Origin of the sequence: Mycobacterium sp. GA-2829, from assembly GCF_001499965.1 — a bacterium.
Lineage (GTDB): Bacteria > Actinomycetota > Actinomycetes > Mycobacteriales > Mycobacteriaceae > Mycobacterium.
In genome coordinates this window covers 38586-56733 of the sequence record NZ_LQIT01000015.1, presented here as the reverse complement: position 1 = coordinate 56733, position 18148 = coordinate 38586, and the positions used below count along the sequence as shown (strand labels likewise).

The following is an 18148-nucleotide window of genomic DNA, read 5'->3' as shown; positions in this document are numbered from 1 at the left end:
ATTCAGTCCGCGACCGAACCGGGCGAACGACCCACCACAGGGGGCAGGTTTGAGTCAGTGGCTGGTGACCCATGTGCCCTCGTGGCTGCTGTTGCTGTCGATCGTGGTCCTCACGGCGGGCACCGCGATGCTCGTCCAGACGGTGGTACGCCGACGCTTTCCCAATTTTCGCGGTGAAGAACACAACGACGTCACGAAGTTCGCCTTCGGCGTCGTCGGCTTCGTGTTCGCGTTCTTCATCGGCTTCGTGGTGTCGGCGATGTGGGGCCAGATCGGCCACGCCGACGGAATCGTCCGCACCGAAGGGACCGCCGGCGCCCAACTCGCCAGGGACTCCCACATTTTCGACCCGCCCGACCGGGACCGCATCCGGCAGAGCCTGCTGACGTACGAGCAGGAAGCGGTCGCAGAATGGGATGCCCTCAACAGCGGTGCGTCGCACCCACAGGCCGACCAGGCCCTCGACCGGCTCTACGAAGCCTACGAAGGTGTGCAGGCCCGCACGGAGGCACAGAAGACCCTCCTCGCGAACTCATTCGGCAATCTGAGCGACGTGAGCAAGTCCCGCGCCGAACGCATCCTGCAGGCGCGGACCGACACCGGACCGCCCTGGTCGATCTGGGCCGTCATCCTCGTCACCACCGGACTACTGCTGGGCTGCGCGATCATCTACGGCGTCGATAAGTCGACAAACCACTACGTCATGGTCGCGATCATCGGCACCCTCGTCGGGGCGCAACTGTTCCTCGTCGTCGAACTCTCGCACCCGTACGCCGGCGCGGTGTCGACAGTTCCCGAACCCCTGCACGAGGTCATCCGCATGCTGCAGAACGGCTCCGCGTAAGCCTCGAAAAGTTGTGAACAACTATCACGATCTCCACAAGGTTCACTGTGATAACGCCAGTAACAATACGGTCACGCATTCGGCGGCCGAAGGGATTCTCGTGGACCTTGCCAAGGGAGTGGGCGTGGCGCTCACCGCGGCAGCACTGTCGGCGACATCGCTGTCGGTCGCCGCACCGGACGCCGCTGCCAGCACCGTCAACTGGGATGCGATCGCCCAGTGCGAGTCCAGCGGCAACTGGTCGATCAACACCGGCAACGGCTATTACGGCGGACTGCAGTTCCTGCCGTCGACGTGGAAGGAGCACGGCGGGGTCGGCTCGCCGGAGAAGGCGCCGCGCGAGTACCAGATCCTCGTCGCCGAACGCGTCCTGCGCACGCAGGGGATCGGCGCGTGGCCCGTCTGCGGCGCGTTCGCGCTCTCACCGCGGTCCACGGCCCCGCCCGGAACCGGCAGTACATGCCGCCTGATGGCCGGTGTGGTGCTCGGCGTGGTGAATCTCAACAGGATGTGCGTCGCGCTGACGAACCAGGCCCGCATGGTTGCGGCCGCGCTCGTGCGCTGACCCGGGTCGCCCCGGCAACGAGAACGGGGGAAGCCGGGTCTCCCAGCTTCCCCCGCGATCGATCTCAGTGACCGGGTGTGTGCAGACGCTTGAGTGACCCCAGGACCAGTCGGTCGGCGGCCAACTCGTAGGCCTGCGGCACCGACAACGACTCCACCGAGCGCAGCATGGACTTGATCCCGTTGTGCACCCGCGGTTCGCCGGCCAGCAGCGCCTCCACCTTGGCGGTCACCGCGGCGTCGAGTGCGTCGACGTCCTCGACGACCTCATTGAGAAGACCGATGCTCACCGCCTCCTCACCGGAAACCGGCGCACCACTGGCGGTGAGCCAGAACGCCGCCCGGCGGCCCACCATGTGCGGCAGCCACGCCAGCACCAACGCCGGCGCCAGGTTGATGCGGACCTCCGGGAAGCTGAGCCGGGCCGCCCGCGTCGCGACCGCCACATCGCACAGCGCGGCCAGGCCGACACCGAACCCGGCGGCGTCGCCGTGCACCCTGGCCACGGTCACCAGCGGCGTGGCGGCCAACGCCTCGTTGACGGCGATGAGCCTGCGAACCTCGGTCGGCAGGTCGTCCGGCGTTGCTGCGGTGCGTTCGCGTCCCAGGCAGAAGCTGTCGCCGGCCGCGGACAGCACGAGCACGTGCACCCCGTCCGGCGGGTTGGTGAGCACCCCGGCCAGCGCGTCACACATGTCCATCGTCATGAGGTTGCCGCCGGGGCTGTCCAGGTGGACGGTGAGGACGGCGCCCTCCCGTTCGAACGTCAGTCCTGGGACCGTGGCGATCTCGTCGGTCATCGTCATCAGTTGAGCCTCTCCGTGGCGACCCCGCCGTACCAGTCGACGTCGTCGGGCGCGGTGCGGATGGTCACCGCACGGACGTGGGTGAACGCGTCGAACGATTCGGTGCCGCCTTCGCGGCCGTGTCCGCTCTCCCGGACCCCGCCCCACGGCGACGACGGATCGAGCCGATGGTGGTCGTTGACCCAGACGATGCCGTGCTCCAGCTTCGACGCGACCCGGTGGGCCCGCGCCACATCGCGCGTCCAGATCGACGATCCGAGGCCGTAGGGCGAATCGTTGGCGATGGCGATCGCGTCGGCCTCGTCCTTGAAGGGAATCACCACGAGGACGGGGCCGAAGATCTCCTCCCGCGCCACCCGCATCTGGTTGGTCACGTTCGAAAGCACCGTCGGCGCAACGAAATAACCGTCCAGACCCGGAACGTCGACGGCCTTTCCGCCGGTGGCCAGCGTCGCGCCCTCATCGATGCCGATCTGGACATAGTCGAGGATGCGCTTGCGGGCCCGATCCGAGATCACCGGGCCGAGTTGGGTGTCGGCCAGGCTCGGATCGCCGATCCGGATCTTCTCCGCCTGAGCGACCAGACCGGCGACGAACTCGTCGTACACGCTCTCCTGCACCAGCACCCGCGTTCCGGCGATGCAGGTCTGGCCGGCACCGACGAACCCGCCGAATGCCGCGCCCCGCGAGGAAACCTCGGGGTCGATGTCGTCGAACACCAGAACCGGGGTCTTACCGCCCAGCTCCACCGTCGAACTCGCGAACCGGCGCGCGGTGGCGACCGAGATGATCCGCCCGACCTCGGTGCCGCCGGTGAACACGACCTTGTTCACCAGCGGGTGTTCGGCCAGGCCCGCACCGGCCACCGGCCCCAGACCCGGGATCACGTTCAACACGCCCGGGGGGATACCGGCCTCGAGCGCGAGATCGCCGATCAGCAGCGCGGTCAACGGCGTCTGCTCAGAAGGCTTGAGCACCACGCTGTTTCCCGTCGCCAGCGCCGGCGCCACACTCTTGGACGCGATCATCAGCGGGTGGTTGAACGACGACAGCGTCGCGACCACGCCGAGCGGGAAGCGCGAGGTGTAGGAGTGGTACGGACCCGACATCGGCACCACCGCATTCCGGTCGGCCAGCAGCAGGGCGGCGTTGTACCGGTACCACTCGGCCAGCCGGGTGATCTGCGCCTTGGTCTCGGTGATCGGCCTACCGTTGTTGTCGGCCTCCAAGCGGTACAGCTTGTCCATCTCCCGCTCGAGCAGATCACCGAACCGGTTGAGGATGCGCGAACGCTGGTGGATCGGCATCTCGGACCACACACCGGAGTCGAACGCTTTCCGCGCGGAGACGACGGCGTCATTGGTGTCCTCGGCGCTGGCACTGTGGCAGCGGGCGAACACCCGCGCGGTGGCCGGGTTGATCACCTCGAGGATCTCACCTCCACCCGGGCGGTGCTCACCGTCGATGAGCAGGCCGTGCACGTGTTCGCCGTTGAGCGAATCCGGCGTGGCCACAGCGGAAGTCGTAACCGATTGAGACAATTTGCTTTTCCTTCTGATTCGATAGGTATCAGGCGCCGGCGGGAACCGCGGAGCGCTGACGGGCGCTGGCTTCGAGCTCTTCGAAGCGGCGCAGGATCGACGACTCCAGCACCGCGACCTCGGTATTGGAGGCCTTGCGCGGACGAGGAAGATCGACGGTGATGTCCTCGTGGATGGTGCCGCCCGGTGCCAGCATCAGGATGCGGTCCGAGAGCTCGGCCGCTTCCTTGACGTCGTGGGTGACGAAGACGACGGTCTTGCGGGTCTGCGCCCAGATCTCTTGGAGGTGCTCGCGCAGACCGCGCGCGGTGATCGCGTCGAGGTGGCTGAAGGGCTCGTCCATCAGCAGCACGTCCGGTTCGATCGAGAGCGCGCGGGCGATACCGACGCGCTGCTGCTGCCCGCCGGAAAGCTGTCCGGGCCACTTCTTTTCGGCGTGGCCGAGTCCGACGCGCTTGAGCGCCTCGTGCACACGCTGTTTGGCGGCGTCGTCGCGCACCTGCTGGACGTACATCAGGTTGTCGAAGATCGACCGCCATGGCAGCAGCCGCGGCTCCTGGAAGACGTAGGCGAGTTTGGCCGACTGGCCGGGGCCGCCGATGGTGACGGTGCCCGAGGTGGCGGTCTCGATTCCGGCGATGATGTTGAGCAGCGTGGTCTTCCCGCAGCCCGACGGCCCCACCAGGGAGACGAAGGACTGGTCGGCGATCTCGAATCCGATGCGGTTGATGACGGTCTGCGGTCCGGTGGGTGTGCTGAACACCTTGAGTAGATCTGTCACGGTGACGTTGGCCATGAGGAATCTCCTTGGGGGATGAGTGCGGGTCTACGCGGCGGCTGCCGCAGTGGGTTCGCCGGGTTTGGCTTCGCCGTCGCGCCAGCGGAAGGCACGTCGGGACAGGCGCTCGAGCAGGACGCGGTCGGTCAGCACCATGAAGGCGATGAAGAACGCGATCCAGGCGACGAACCCGGGCAACTGATTGGCGTCGTACCAGTAACGGGCCCGGTGTCCGACACCGTCGGCCGATCCGAACCACTCCGACAGGAGCAGCCCGTTCCAGCCCGACATGACGCCGAATCGGATACCGGCCACCACGTAGCCGGTGACCGACGGCAGCACGGCATGGCGCAGGCGGCGCGCCGGCGGGACGTCGTAGGACTGCGACATGTCGAGCAGCGCCGGTGGAATCGACCGCGCTCCGGCCGCGACGTTGACCACGACGAACGGGATCGCCGACAGGATGACCGTGAGGATCGGCGCGGTGTCGGAGAACCCGAACCACATGGCGCACAAAAGCGCCCAGATCACGGCCGGGATGGCCAGGCCGACGAGGTTCACGTCGCCGAAGAGGTCGTCGAAGACCCGGAACGTGCCGATCGCCAATCCAATGATCACCCCGAGGACGATCGAGATGACCATGCCGATCACGAAACGCTGCATGCTGATGGCGAAGTTGAAGAAGAACTCGCCGCGTTGGATTTCTTCGATGGCGGCCTCGACCACCGGGGCGGGGCCGGGGATGCGGTCGCCGAACGTGCCGGCCAGCTGCCACAGCAGCAGGAACAGCAGTCCGGCTGCGGCGGTGGCGCCGACCGGGCCGGTCAGCCAGCCGGGTGCGGCCTTGCGGCTCGCGGTGACCGTGTCGCCACGGTCGATCACGGGTGCGCTCATTGTCAGCGACCCCCTCTCCATGCGAAGAACCGTTGTTCGAGGCCGGCCAGGATGACGCGCTCGATCAACAGAATGAAGAGCACGAAGAACCCGGTCCAGGCCAGCACACCGGCCACTGAGAACTCTTGGAACGATTGGCGAATCATGAAGCCGATGCCGCTGCGGCCACCGAACACCTCGGTGAGCGCCTCGACCTTCCAGGCCATCGCGAAGCCGTAGCGCAGCGCGGCGAACAGGAACGGCATGACCGACGGCAGGAACACCGACTTGATGACGTCACCACGCCCGAGCCCGTAGACCGTGCTCATGTCGACCAGGCGGCGGTCGACCTCTTCGACACCCTGGGCGACGTTGAGGGCGACGTAGGGCAGGGCGACGAACGAGACCACCACGATGGGCCCGATGGCCCCGATGCCGAACAGGATCAGCGCGAATACCGCGAAGGCGAGGCCCGGCACGTTGCCCAGCACCAGCAGCGGCTGCTGCCAGAAGTACTTCTGGTAGCGGACACGGCCCATCAGCAGGCCGAGGGGAACACCGAAGAGTGTGCCGATGGCGAAGCCGAGCGCGATTTTGACGATGCTCGAACCGAACTGGACGAACGCGGTGCCGTCGGCGGCGAGGTGCCACATCTCGGCGCCGACCGTCCACGGTGCGGGCAGCACGTACTCGGTGAACACCACCAGTGAGCAGAATGCCCAGACCGCAAGCAGGAGCGCGTATCCGACGAAGTGGAGTCCGATCCGCCGTGCCGAGGCGGCGATCGCGCCGACGGGCGCCGCCCCCGTTGCCGGGGGAGCGGTCGCCGTCTCAGCGGGATCGTTGGCGGTCACGGTCACGACTGGCCGCCCTGCTCAGAGGGGCGGAACTTCGGGAGCGACTGATCTTCTGCCATGAAACCGGTCTCCTTGAGGAACGGGAAGACCTTGCCCTCGTTGTCCGCCCAGGCCTGGTCGAACCGGACGTCGCGAACAAACCAGTCGTGTTCGGCGATGTAGTCCTGTACGAACGCGATGTCCTCGGGTGCCTCCACCGCGAAGTGCTGCGGGTAGGTCTTGATGATCTCGGCCTTGTTGGCCTCCCACTCCTTCAGACCGCGCTGCCAGACGTCGAGGAAGAACTCGACCTTGTCCGGGTTCTCCTTCGCCCACTCGTTGCCGGCCAGGAACACGTTGATCATCGGGCCCTCGTGGCCCTGGACGACGAGTTCGGAGTACATGTCGGCGGCCGACTTGCCGTCGTAGAGCACCTTGAGCTCACCACTGCGCAAACCGGGGGCGGCGAACTCGGGCAGGCACACGCACGCGGCGACCTCACCCTTGGTGACGAGATCGGCCTGCTGCTGGGGATCGGAGACGATCAAGTTGTAATCGCCACCGCCGGTGCGGAAGTCGACGCCGTGCATTTTCTGTGCGTAGGCGCCCCAGAGCAGAGTCGCCGATACTGCGGTGTAGACCGACACGTCCTCGCTCTTGATGTCCGCGAGACTCTGTGCGGGGTTGTCCGCACGGGTGATGATCACGCTTCGGTCGAGGTTGTACTTGCCGATGATGATGGTGTCGCGGCCGGTCTCCTCTTCGATGACCGGCACCTCGTAGGACGCCGAGGAGACGATGTCGGCGTGCCCGCCGGCGAAGACGCCGAATTCGTCCCAGGTCGACGAGGCCTCGATGTTGATGCCGGACTCGGCCTCCATCTCCTCGAGGATTCCCTGATCGGTGATGAAGTCCCACACCGGATCCGGTGCGAAGGTGAACCGGATGGTCCCGCCCTCCCCGCCGCCCCCGCCGGAGTCCGGGCGGGAGACGCATGCGGTCATCGCGAGCGCGGTTGTGGTGGCGAGCACCGCGGCGGCGATCCGGCGTCCGAGTACTTTCACGATTGTGTTCCCTTCGTTCTGTCGCCCCTTGGCGTCGTTGCCGAGGGTGCGGATGCTTGCTGATCGCGATCGTGGTAGCTGATGAGGTCGTCGCCCCCGGTCGCGGACGGGTGCTCCAACAGGTAGGACAGGATGAAGTCGTGCGAGGTCGCCAGGTGTTCGCGAGTGAGCTTGGCCGCCAACCCCGGGTCGCCGCTCTCTACCGCGCTGAGGATTGCGGCGTGTTCGGCGTGCAGGTGCTCGGTCTGACCGATCACCTCCAGGTGCATGAACAGGTAACGGTCGGTGAGCCGGCGTAGCTGTTCGACGAGGTCGATCATTCGGGGACGTCCCGCCCGCTTGTAGATCGCGGCGTGGAATTCCGCGTTGGCGGCCAACCAGATCGGCGTCTCGCTACTGGTCTCCATGACCGCCATCTGCTTGCGCATCATCAGGATGTCGGCCCTGCCGACCTTCGGGACCGCGATCTGGGTGGCCAGCGGCTCGACCGCTTCCCGCAGTTCGTAGAGCTCCTGGAGTTCCGGGATCGACATGCCGATGACCACGGCGGTGGCGTTGGAACTGGGGTGCACCAAACCTTCGCCGGCGAGCATCTGCAGTGCATCGCGAACGGGGATGCGGCTCACCCCGAACCGCTCGGCGATGCTCAGCTGCGACAGCCGTGACCCGGGTGCGATCTGGCCCTGCAGGATCTCGATTCGCAGTTCCGCCGCGATGCGACTGGCAGCACTGGTGTATGCCATTTGGATCTCCTTGTCTACCAACTGCAGGAAATGTATACATCCGAATTTGTGTTGTCAATCACTTCGGACCTCGCTGGATGATCGGCCTCACACCTGCGCGTTGACCTGCGTCTTCGCCCAGGCAGGGGCGCTGTCGGGTGCCCACGGCAGGGGAGCGCCGGCGTACTTGGTCGCCCGCACGTCACCGGAGCGGGCATGTCCCTCGAAAAACTCGACCCGCGCTGCGCGGCCGAGCACCTCGCCGAGTCCCGCGCTGGCGGCTTGATCGGTGACCTCCTGATAGGTCACCGTTTTGAGGTACTTGCCCACCCACAATCCGCCGGTGTATCGCGCCGCGCCGCGGGTGGGCAGGGTGTGGTTGGTCCCGATCACCTTGTCGCCGTAGGACACACACGTGCCCTCGCCGAGGAAGATCGCACCGTAGTTGCGCATCGCTGTCAGGGCGTCGCGTGGTGTCGCGGTCAGGATCTGGACGTGTTCGCTCGCGGTTTCATCGGCGAGTTCGTACGCCTCGTCGAGACTGCGGGCGACGATCACCTGTCCGTGGTCCCGCCACGCCGCTTCGGCGTAGTCGCGGGTCGACATCGTCGGCAGGATGTCGTCGACCAGATCGATCACCTCGCGACCCAGCGCCTCTGACGTGGTGATGAGGATGGCGGGGGAGTCGGGTCCGTGTTCGGCCTGCGACAGCAGGTCGACCGCGACGATGAACGGATCGGCCGTATCGTCCGCCACGATCAATGTCTCGGTGGGCCCGGCGAAGAGGTCGATGCCCACCTCGCCGAACAACTGCCGCTTCGCCTCGGCGACGAAGGCATTGCCCGGTCCGGCCAGCAGGTCGACCTTGCCGATGGACTCGGTGCCGATCGCCATCGCTGCGACGGCCTGGACGCCGCCGAGCAGGTAGATCTCATCGGCGCCCGCCAGGCTCATCGCGGCCACCGTCGCCGCGGGGACCTCGCCGCGGATCGGCGGCGTGCACGCGGTGACCCGTTCGACCCCGGCCACCTTCGCGGTGACGATCGTCATGTGGGCCGAAGCCACCAGGGGGTAACGGCCACCGGGGATGTAGGCGCCCGCGGCCGTCACCGGAATGTTGCGCTGTCCGAGGAACACGCCGGGTTCGGTCTCCACCTCGAAGTCGCGGATCGAGGCCAGCTGGTGTTCGGCGAACCGCCGCACATTGCGCTGCGCGAGTTCGATGTCCTCGATGGTCTGCCGCGGCACCGTCGCGATGATGTCGGCGATCTGCTCCGGCGTGAGCCGGAAGCTGTCCGGGTTCCAGTTGTCGAAGCGCGCGGAGTACTCCCGGACGGCTTCGTCGCCACGGCGGCGGATATCGGCGATGACGCCGGTGACGGTCGACATGATGTCTGTGTTGCGTTCGGCGCCTGCGGTATTGACCGCCGCGCCCTTGAGTACCTGGCCCATGTGAAAGAACTCCCCTTGCGTCGGTTGTGGCTGTGACGGCGACCATATTTGCATACGTATGCAAAAGTCAATGGTGATGGAAATCGACTGGGTGATCAGGAAAGATGATCGGCGCGGGTAACAGTGCACGCATACGTAGGCAGGAGCATCGAGAGTGGCGTTCACCAGTCATGACGTCGCCAAGATCGCCGGCGTCTCGCAGTCGACGGTGTCCCGGGCGCTGCGGGGCGTGCCAGGGATCGCGCCGGAGACCGTTGCCAGAGTGCGGGAGGCGGCCGAGGCGCTGGCCTATGTTCCGAGTGAAGCGGGACGGTCGCTGTCGACCCGGCAAGCCCGGTCTGTCGGGGTGTTCACCGAGGACCTGACGAACCCGTTCTATCCGGCGCTTGTCGAGCCGGTGCGAAAGAAGTTGGAAGAACGCGGCTTTCGCACCATTCTGTTGACGGAGCCGGACGCCGCCGGTGCGGCCGACAGCCTTCCGCGCGGGGTCATCGACGGCGCGATCATCGCGACAGCGCACCTTCGCTCTCGGTTACCCGCCGATCTGCGCGCCCGCGGCGTACCCTTCGTGCTCGTCAACCGCTCCGTCGACGGGGTCGACTGCGACCGCAGCACGGTCGACAACATCGCCGGCGGCCGACTCGCCGCGGAGTTCCTGTGCGAACTCGGCCACCGGAATGTCGCCGCAATCTTCGGACCGCCCGACACGAGTACCGGACGTGACCGCGAACTCGGGTTCCGCCAGGGGCTGAGTCAGCGCGGCCTGAACCTGCCCGAATCCAGTGTTCGCCGTGGGGCCTTCACCTTCGAGACCGGCTACGACGGCGTCGCGCGGTTGCTGCGCAGACGGCGCCGCCCGACCGCGGTCTTCTGCGGCAACGACGTGATCGCCCTCGGGGCGTTGAATGCGGCGCGGGCACAGGGCTGTCGCGTCGGCGAAGACCTGACCGTCATCGGGTTCGACGACATCGCCATGGCGTCCTGGGAGCTGGTCGACCTGACCACCGTGCGATGTGATGTGACGTCGATGGCGCAGACGGCAGCGGATCTGATGGTCGACCGCATCACCGACCCGGAGTCCCCGTTCCGCGAGGTGATCCTCGAACCACTCATGGTGGTCCGAGGATCACACCACCGCCCCGGCTGATCGACGGGGTCACGACCAGTCCAGCCACCTGAGCGCGTTGGCGCGCAACACATCTCGGTCGAGCCCCAGCGCGGTGGCTGAGCGGACCGGGTGCTGATCGGCCATGTCGAACGGGTAATCGGAGCCGAGGGTGATGCGGTCGGGGTGCACGGTCTTACACAGGAGTTCGCCGGCCTCGACCGAATGGGCCAGGCAATCGGCGTAGACGTGCTCACGGAACACCTCGCTGGGAGGTGTGGCGCTGTCGGCCGATACGTCCCGGCGCATGCGCCACCCATGGTCCCAGCGCCCCAGCAGCGCGGGCGCCACCCCGGCGCCGTGCACGAACGCGATGCGCAGGGACGGTGCGCGGTCGAAGGTGCCACCGAGCAGGATCGAGGCGATCGCCGTCGCCGACTCGACGGGGTTGCCGATCAGATTCTGCAGGTAGTGGTGGTTGAAGCCGGGCCTCGGCTGCTGCGTCGGATGCACCAGCACCGCGAGGCCGGCCTCTGCGCAACTGTCCAGTACGTGGTGCAGCTCGGGATCCCCCAGCGTGAGCGAACCGACGACCGGCGGTACCGAGACACCCCGGACGCCGTCGGCGACAAGCTGTTTCACCTCCGCCGCCGTTGCGCTGCGGTCCTGCAGCGGCAGCACGCCCAGGGGAACGAGGCGATCGGAATCCTTCTCGCACATCCGCATGAGCCCCACGTTGACCCTGCGCGCGTAGTCGGCGGCGGCGTCGGGCGCGGCGGTGACGGCGAATGCGTAGGGCGGTGCGGACACCACCCGAACCGCGATGTCTTCGTCGTCCATATCGGCCAGGATGCGCGGGACACCGGAGATCTGATCGCGGGTCACTGCGATGGGAAAGTCACCGAGGTGGAGCTCGTCGGCGCCACGCTCCGCCAGGTGGCGGGCACCGTCGGCGCCCGGAATCTCGTAGCAGTCCTCCGGCAGCAGATGTGCGTGGATGTCGATGTGGCCCGGTGCGAGCGTGGGCGGGGTCGTCACGTGGATTCCAGTCTCTTTCGTCGTCGCGTTTCGTGCCGGCTCGCTGAAGTGTAGGAGGCGCCGAGCGAGCGCTGCTCCTCCAATCGGAGGAAGATGGACTGTCGCCGCGCTACGAAGGGTTAACAGCCGGCGCGCTGGGTCCGGCACACTGACGGGGTGACCACCGCGCTCAACCCCCCGGACGTCGCTCGCCTACTCGGTGAGGACGTGGTGACGACGGTGGTCCCCTCCGGCGATGCGAACACCAGGATCCGATCGGTCGGGGTGTTCGACGCAGCGTCGGACGTGTGCCCGGAGGTGCTGCTGCTGGTGGGCGCATCACCGACCGATTGGCCCGATGTGATCACCCGGTCTGCCGCCATGGGCACCTGCGTGGTGGTCCTCGGCCCCATCCCCGGTGGCGTGCGGGATGCTGTTCGCTCGGCGGCGGTGCAGGCCGGGGTCGGCCTGCTCGAGCGCAGTCCCGATGTGCCGTGGCTGACGCTCTCCGACCTGATCCGCGATCTCGTCTCTCAGGTCGACACCGATGAGATCCGCGAATCCGGTGTGGCAGTGGAGGACTTGGCGGGTCTTGCTGAGTCGCTCGCCGAGATGCTCGGCGGCCACGTGATCATCGAGGATGCGAAGTTCCGTGTGCTGTCCTACTCGAGTTCCACCGGGCAGGTCGACCGCGGCCGCGACATCGCGATCCTCGGTCGTCGCATTCCTGACGACTGGCTCAAGCACCTGGAGTCCCTCGGTGTCATCGACACACTGCTCGGCACCGACGAGGTGGTGACCGTCGACGACGGCCCCTTCGAGGCGAAGCGCCGCCTGTTGTGTTCGATTCGCGCAGAACGATTCCTGCTCGGTGTGTTGTGGGTGGCCGAGGGGGAGAAGCCGTTACCGGACGACATCCAAGGGCGGATGATCGCCGCAGCCCGCACCGCGGCGCCGTTCCTCCTGCGGCATCAGGAGGCAGGCTTCCAACGACGTGCGATGCAGAACAGGCAGATGCGTCTGTTGCTGGAGCAGGGCACCATCCCGCGATCCACGGCCGAGGAGTACGGGCTGTCGCCCGCTGCCGGGTACACCGTCCTCGGCCTGCGTGCCTTCCCGGACGCGTTGCTGACGAACCTCGACCGAAACCGGACCGTCGAATCGCTGCGCATGTACTGCCAGTCCTACCGTCGGCGCGCGGCGACCACGACGATCGGGCACACCGTGTACTGCGTGCTCGCCCATGAGGGCGAGAGCTCCGACGCGCGGCTGGGTGATTTCGCCTCCGCGGCCGGTGAACACGTACGGCGGGCACTGCTGGGACGCGGCGTCCAAGTGTCGCTGAGCCGCACCGTCGGCCAGCTGCACGACATTCCCGCCGCGCGCCGCCAAGTCGACGAGGTCTTCGAGACCTGTTCTCCCACAGCCGATCTCACGGTGACCACCTACGATGACGCGTTGGCGCGGATCGCACTGTCGCGCGTCTCGCAGTTCGTGACGTCCACGGGGATCGACTACCCGAAGCTCGCCCGCCTACGCGCCGAAGACGAGGCAAGCGGTTCGGACTACACCGCGACGCTCACGGCGTACCTGTCGGCGTTCGGCAACGTCGTCGCCGCGGCACGGCGGATGAACGTCCACGTCACCACATTGCGGTACCGGCTGAAGCGCATACAGGCGATCTCGGGTATCGACCTCGACGATCCGGCGGAGCGGCTCCTGTGCGAACTGCTCCTGCGGTAGCTCGCCGCGCGCTTCCTCTGATCGTCGAGTCGTCGGGCCCGACTTCTCGTCTTTGAGAGCAATCGATGGAACGCTGTGCGCCGTAGATTTCCGCCATGACCACCAGCCAGCAACAGTCCATCACCTTCGACCTCTTCCACGAGCTGTACGAGTCCTGCAACAACTGGGGACGCTGGGGGACCGAAGACCAAAGGGGCACACTGAACTTCATCACCCCCGACGTGATCAGTGCCGCCGCCACGATGGTGCGGACCGGTAAGGCGATCTCACTTCAGCTCCCGCTCGACGGGGCGGGCCCGCAGACCGGCGCGTTCGGACGCGTCAACCCCGTGCACCAGATGGCGGCGACCGGCACCGACCACCTGGCGGGTACGCAGACCTACAGTGCCGACCCGCTGGGTTGGGGTTTCGCCGACGACAGCCTGTTCCTGTTCCTGCAGGGGGGAACGCAGTGGGATGCGCTCGGGCACATCTTCCGCGACGGCAAGATGTTCAACGGGTTCAGTGCCGGTGAGGTGACGTCGTCGGGTGCCGCACGCGGCGGCGTCGAGCACATGCCGACGATCGTGACACGCGGTGTGCTGTTGGACATCCCGCGGGTGAAGGGCAAGACGCACCTCGAGCCGGGGGAGGCGATCTACCCGGAGGACCTGGATGAGGCGTGCGAATTCCACGGGGTCACCGTGGGACGCGGGGACATCGTGTTGATCCGGACCGGCGACATGGCCGCGCGTCGCAACCTGCCCGGCTGGGGCGGCTACTCCGCCGGCGATGCCCCCGGGTTGTCGCTGTCGGTGGCGCGATGGTTGTACGACAAGGAGGTCGCGGGGATCGCGACCGACACCTGGGGCGCCGAGGTCCGGCCCAACGAGCTCGAGGGGACGTTCCAGCCCCTGCACCTCGTGATGATCGTGTCCATGGGGCTGCTCGTCGGCGAGATCTGGTACCTCGACGCGCTGGCTGACGATTGCGCCGGCGACGGCCAGTACGAGTTCCTCCTCGTAGGACCCCCGCTGGTGATCCCCGGTGCGGTCGGCTCGCCGGTGAACCCGCAGGCCATCAAGTGAGTTCAGCGGTGGACGCCCTGGTCGGGGGGACATCCCTCGCCGGCAAGCACGCGTGGGTGACGGGTGCCGGCTCCGGGATCGGCCGGGCGTCGGCCGTCGCGCTCGCCCGGCTGGGCGCCACCGTTCACCTCGTCGGTCGAACCGCGGAGAACCTCCACGAAACCGCCCGTATGGTCGGTGACCACGGCGGATCGGCCGAGGTGCACGCCGGCGACGTGACCGACGGCGCCTTCGTGGCATCGCTGATGACCGGTCAGCGTGTCGACGTGCTGGTCAACAGCGCCGGGCGCAACATCGCCCAACTCGTCGACGACATCACCCGGGACACGTACGCCGCCGTCATGGACGTCAACGTCGGGGCCGTCCTGTTCGTCACGCAGCAGGCGGTCGCCCGTATGCGCGAGCACGGAGACGGCGGATCCATCGTCTCGATCGGCTCGCAGATGGGACACGTCGGCGGCCCCCAACGGACCATGTACTGCGCTTCGAAGTGGGCGCTCGAAGGGATGACGAAGGCACTGGCACTGGAACTGGCGGCCGAGGGAATCCGGGTGAACACCGTCGCGCCGACGTTCGTGGAAACCGAGTTGACGGCCCAGAGCCTCGCGAGGCCGGAGTTCAGGGACTGGGTGCTGGGGGAGATTCCGATGCGCAGGCTCGGCACGGTGGACGAAGTCGCGGCCGCCGTCGCCTACCTGGCCTGCCCCGCGTCAGCCCTGACCACCGGTACCTCTCTGCTGGTCGACGGTGGGTGGACCGCCCACTGAGCCGCCGTCGCCGCTACGGCTTCATCGAGCCCAGGTAGTACGTCTCGCGTCCGGTGGGGTAGCCGCCGCCGTTGGTGGCGATGTGGACGTGGTCGTAGTGGTTGGCGGTCTCGTTCCCGTAGTCGGCGGTCCAACTCGGCGCGCCGATCCCCGGGTAGAACCCCTGGCGCCAGATGACGTGCAGCACGCCCCAGCGCTTCGCATTCGCCAACGCCAACCCCGCGACCTGGTTGCCGAGTTCGATGCCCTCTTCGGAGCCGTGATTGGGGATCATCACGTCGATGGCCAGCCCGTTCGGATGCCATTTCAGCGGATCCTGCCGGTATCCGCCGATGGTCTTGATCTCCGGGAACATCGCGTTGATCGCGCGCGCCACCCAGATCGTGTGGACCTGCAGTCCGCCTTCGGGGGCGATACCGGCCGGCAGTTCCACATTGAAGTTCTGCGCGACGGTCGGCGCACTGGCGGCCAGCAGCGCGGCCTCCGCGGGCGGGGCGGTCTGCACCGGTTCCGGCAGTGACGGCGGCACCGCGGCCTGCGCAACCGGCGTCCGGGCCTCCGATGCCGGTTCGGGGTGCGAGGCGTAGACCATCCCCGCCGAGATGGCGAGCGATGCGGCGAGCGCCACCCAGCGGCCCGCCCCGTTCGCCATCTGCCAACCCATGGGCAGCACTTTAGAGTCCGACCGCAGGCATTCGGCGCTGATTCGCCGTGTTGTGTCCGCGTTGCCGCGTAGTCCTACTCATGTGCACACACGGCACGGCGGGGAATGCTGTACCCATGACGCACCAGGACCCGCCGCGCAGCCGTGACCGCGCCGTCGACGTCGCCCGCCTCGCCGCGCTGGTGATCGTCATGTTCGGCCACTGTGTCCTGCTCCTCGCCACCATCGACGCCGACGGCGTGTGGATCGGCAACCTGCTGGGCGAACTGCCCGCGCTCGCGCCCGTCACCTGGGTCGTCCAGGTGATGCCGCTGTTCTTCCTCGCTGGCGGAGCGGCGGGCGCCTACGGCTGGCACGACGGACGCCGTTGGGGTGCATGGCTTTTCACCCGCGCCCAACGGCTGTGCCGCCCGGTCTTCTGGTATCTGGCGGTCTGGGTGGCGGGTCTGCTGCTGGTCCGGCTGATTCTCGGGGCGGAGTCCGCGGATGCGCTCGGCCGCGAGAGCGTCGCGCTGCTCTGGTTCCTCGGCGTGTATCTCATCGCACTGGCCTTCGTGCCGGCCCTGACCCGCCTGCGGTCCGGCCGGGCGTTCGCGACCGTGGTCGCGGCGCTGCTCGCGACGGCCTGGGGGATCGACACCGTCCGGGCGGCCGTCGGCACACCCGAGGCCGGCGTCGCGAACTTCGTCATCGTCTGGCTGATCCCCGTCGTCATCGGGGTGGCCTACGCCCGCGGGGTGCTGCGCGCGCCGATCTCGCTCAGCGTCGCCGCGGCCGCGCTCGTGGCCCAGACCCTCCTGGCGGTCACCGGGGTCTACGAAGTCGCGCTCGTCGTGACCGGCGCCGAACACGTCTCCAACGTGTCGCCGCCAACCCTGTTGCTCGCGCTGCACTGCACATGGATGTCGTGCGCCTTCGCCGCCGTCGCCGGACCCGTCCGGCGCTGGGCCGACCGGCCACGTGTCTGGCGGATCGTCGCCACCGGCAACGGCGGGGCGATGACCCTGTACCTCTGGCACATCCCCGCCATCGCGATCGCGGCCTTCGCCCTGCACGCCGTCGGCCTGGACGCCTATGACGTGGACGCGCCCGACTTCTGGTCGATGATGGCGGTGCGCGCCGTCGTGTTCGCCACGGTGATGGCAGTGCTGTTCCGCCTGCTCACGCCGCTGGAGCACCGGCCGCTCCCGTGGTGGGACCGGCCGGTGGCGACCGGTTCCCGGGCGACCGCCAGCGGGGTGCTCACCTGCCTGGCCGGCATCGCGCTGGTCCTGATGGCCAAACAGGGGCTGGCCGGCGGGGAAGGCTGGGCGGCACTGGCCGGATTCCTCACCGCGGCGGTCGCCGCCCGGCTGTGCGCGGGCTCGTCGGCCGCGACATGTCGGAGCCAAGATGCACACTTCACCCGTGTATGACGCCACCCCGTCCATCGACCCGACGCCCCGGGTGCCCGGGTTCCATGACGTGTACTGCCGCCTGACCTGGACCCCGCACGATGCCGCGGCGCCGACCACCACGGTGACCGGGGCCTACCTCGACGCCGAGTCGCCCTCGGGCACCGTGTCGCTGGGTTGCGGAATCGGATCGGCGCTGACCGATCTCGGGATCGCCGACCTCGTCGACTACGACCACCTGGTGCCACTGGCCGATGCGGTGAGCAACCAGCTCGCAGGCTCACCCGCGGCGCAGGTCCGGTGCCGGCTCGGCACCGCGCGCGTCGAACTGGTGCCGCGGTGGCCCTGAGCGACGCCGCCCACTGGGACCGCAGATACGCCGGGACCGCACCGGTCGACGAGGCCGGACTGCCCGCCGTCCTCGCACCGTTCGCCCCGGAGTTCCCCGCCACCGGCACGGCACTGGACATCGCGTGCGGACAGGGCCGAATCGCGTTGTGGCTGGCGGCGCGGGGCCTGAGCGTCACCGGCTACGACATCTCCGCGGTGGCCGTCGAGCACGCCAGGGTCGCGGCCCGAACCCAGGGCCTGGCCGACCGCTGCCGCTTCGAGGTCGCCGACCTCGACGACGGATTGCCCGCGGGCCCGCCCGTCGACGTCATCGTGTGCCACCTGTTCCGGGATCCGCGGCTCGATCGGGCGCTGACCACCCGCCTCGCGCCCGGCGGCCTGCTGGCCGTCGCCGCGCTCAGCGAGGTCGGCGGGGTCCCGGGGCGCTACCGCGCCCGCGCCGGGGAACTCACCGACGCGTTCGCCGGACTCGACGTCGTCGCGTCCGGGGAGGGGTCGGGGACAGCCTGGCTGCTCGGCCGCGCGTCATGTTGAGATCCGGGCGGTCTGGGTAGCCAGAC

19 protein-coding genes are annotated in these 18148 nt (G+C 67.9%); 9 read left to right on the top strand and 10 right to left on the bottom strand.

Annotated elements, in window-relative coordinates:
- Positions 1-64: 64 nt before the first annotated feature.
- The gene (locus tag AU194_RS11325) at positions 65-844 is read left to right on the top strand and encodes a DUF4239 domain-containing protein (protein WP_059089331.1); all 780 of its coding nucleotides are present in this window, start codon (positions 65-67) and stop codon (positions 842-844) included.
- A gap of 145 nt (positions 845-989) precedes the next feature.
- Complete coding sequence (locus tag AU194_RS11320) at positions 990-1409, top strand: transglycosylase family protein (protein WP_369804094.1); 420 nt, start codon at positions 990-992, stop codon at positions 1407-1409.
- A 64-nt stretch (positions 1410-1473) separates the two neighbouring features.
- Here AU194_RS11320 and AU194_RS11315 read toward each other — a convergent pair whose 3' ends face one another.
- The 8 genes from AU194_RS11315 to hisD form a co-directional block, all read right to left on the bottom strand.
- Entirely contained in the window at positions 1474-2214 is a 741-nt protein-coding gene (locus AU194_RS11315; RefSeq protein WP_231743302.1) for an enoyl-CoA hydratase/isomerase family protein, read from the bottom strand.
- Complete coding sequence (locus AU194_RS11310) at positions 2214-3728, bottom strand: aldehyde dehydrogenase (protein WP_059089330.1); 1515 nt, start codon at positions 3726-3728, stop codon at positions 2214-2216. The genes AU194_RS11315 and AU194_RS11310 overlap by 1 nt, the downstream gene beginning before the upstream one ends.
- A 55-nt stretch (positions 3729-3783) precedes the next feature.
- Positions 3784-4551, bottom strand: a complete 768-nt coding sequence (locus AU194_RS11305; protein ID WP_059089329.1) for an ABC transporter ATP-binding protein — start codon at positions 4549-4551, stop codon at positions 3784-3786.
- 30 nt (positions 4552-4581) lie between these two features.
- Positions 4582-5427 (bottom strand): ABC transporter permease, encoded by an 846-nt coding sequence (locus AU194_RS11300; RefSeq protein ID WP_082698594.1) that lies wholly within the window; start codon positions 5425-5427, stop codon positions 4582-4584.
- Positions 5428-5429: 2 nt separating this feature from the next.
- Positions 5430-6266 (bottom strand): ABC transporter permease, encoded by an 837-nt coding sequence (locus AU194_RS11295; RefSeq protein WP_059089328.1) that lies wholly within the window; start codon positions 6264-6266, stop codon positions 5430-5432.
- Entirely contained in the window at positions 6263-7306 is a 1044-nt protein-coding gene (locus tag AU194_RS11290) for an ABC transporter substrate-binding protein (RefSeq protein ID WP_157576021.1), read from the bottom strand. Before AU194_RS11290 ends, AU194_RS11295 begins: the two co-directional genes overlap by 4 nt.
- Positions 7303-8049, bottom strand: coding sequence for a GntR family transcriptional regulator (locus tag AU194_RS11285; protein WP_059089327.1), 747 nt, complete (start codon positions 8047-8049; stop codon positions 7303-7305). Before AU194_RS11285 ends, AU194_RS11290 begins: the two co-directional genes overlap by 4 nt.
- Positions 8050-8136: 87 nt before the next feature.
- Positions 8137-9480, bottom strand: a complete 1344-nt coding sequence (hisD, locus tag AU194_RS11280; protein WP_059089326.1) for a histidinol dehydrogenase — start codon at positions 9478-9480, stop codon at positions 8137-8139.
- Between the two features lie 154 nt (positions 9481-9634).
- Here hisD and AU194_RS11275 point away from each other — a divergent pair, with 154 nt between their 5' ends.
- A complete protein-coding gene (locus AU194_RS11275; RefSeq protein ID WP_059089325.1) occupies positions 9635-10627 on the top strand; it encodes a LacI family DNA-binding transcriptional regulator in 993 nt (330 codons plus the stop codon).
- Between the two features lie 9 nt (positions 10628-10636).
- On the opposite strand, the gene AU194_RS11270 is transcribed toward AU194_RS11275, so the two are convergent.
- The gene (locus AU194_RS11270) at positions 10637-11623 is read right to left on the bottom strand and encodes an amidohydrolase family protein (protein WP_059089324.1); all 987 of its coding nucleotides are present in this window, start codon (positions 11621-11623) and stop codon (positions 10637-10639) included.
- A gap of 156 nt (positions 11624-11779) precedes the next feature.
- Between AU194_RS11270 and AU194_RS11265 the strand changes: the two genes are divergently transcribed.
- From AU194_RS11265 to AU194_RS11255, 3 genes are all read left to right on the top strand, one after another.
- Complete coding sequence (locus AU194_RS11265; protein WP_059089323.1) at positions 11780-13345, top strand: CdaR family transcriptional regulator; 1566 nt, start codon at positions 11780-11782, stop codon at positions 13343-13345.
- A gap of 95 nt (positions 13346-13440) precedes the next feature.
- Entirely contained in the window at positions 13441-14412 is a 972-nt protein-coding gene (locus AU194_RS11260; RefSeq protein WP_059089322.1) for a cyclase family protein, read from the top strand.
- Between the two features lie 8 nt (positions 14413-14420).
- Positions 14421-15179, top strand: a complete 759-nt coding sequence (locus AU194_RS11255; RefSeq protein WP_059089381.1) for an SDR family NAD(P)-dependent oxidoreductase — start codon at positions 14421-14423, stop codon at positions 15177-15179.
- Between the two features lie 13 nt (positions 15180-15192).
- Here AU194_RS11255 and AU194_RS11250 read toward each other — a convergent pair whose 3' ends face one another.
- On the bottom strand, positions 15193-15843 hold the full coding sequence (locus tag AU194_RS11250; protein ID WP_059089321.1) for a hypothetical protein: 651 nt from the start codon (positions 15841-15843) through the stop codon (positions 15193-15195).
- A 116-nt stretch (positions 15844-15959) separates the two neighbouring features.
- Here AU194_RS11250 and AU194_RS11245 point away from each other — a divergent pair, with 116 nt between their 5' ends.
- The 3 genes from AU194_RS11245 to AU194_RS11235 are packed head-to-tail and all read left to right on the top strand — an operon-like array spanning position 15960 to position 18122.
- A complete protein-coding gene (locus tag AU194_RS11245; protein ID WP_059089320.1) occupies positions 15960-17258 on the top strand; it encodes an acyltransferase in 1299 nt (432 codons plus the stop codon).
- The gene (locus tag AU194_RS11240; RefSeq protein WP_157576020.1) at positions 17251-17586 is read left to right on the top strand and encodes a hypothetical protein; all 336 of its coding nucleotides are present in this window, start codon (positions 17251-17253) and stop codon (positions 17584-17586) included. Before AU194_RS11245 ends, AU194_RS11240 begins: the two co-directional genes overlap by 8 nt.
- Complete coding sequence (locus AU194_RS11235; RefSeq protein ID WP_369804086.1) at positions 17577-18122, top strand: class I SAM-dependent methyltransferase; 546 nt, start codon at positions 17577-17579, stop codon at positions 18120-18122. Before AU194_RS11240 ends, AU194_RS11235 begins: the two co-directional genes overlap by 10 nt.
- Positions 18123-18148 lie beyond the last annotated feature (26 nt).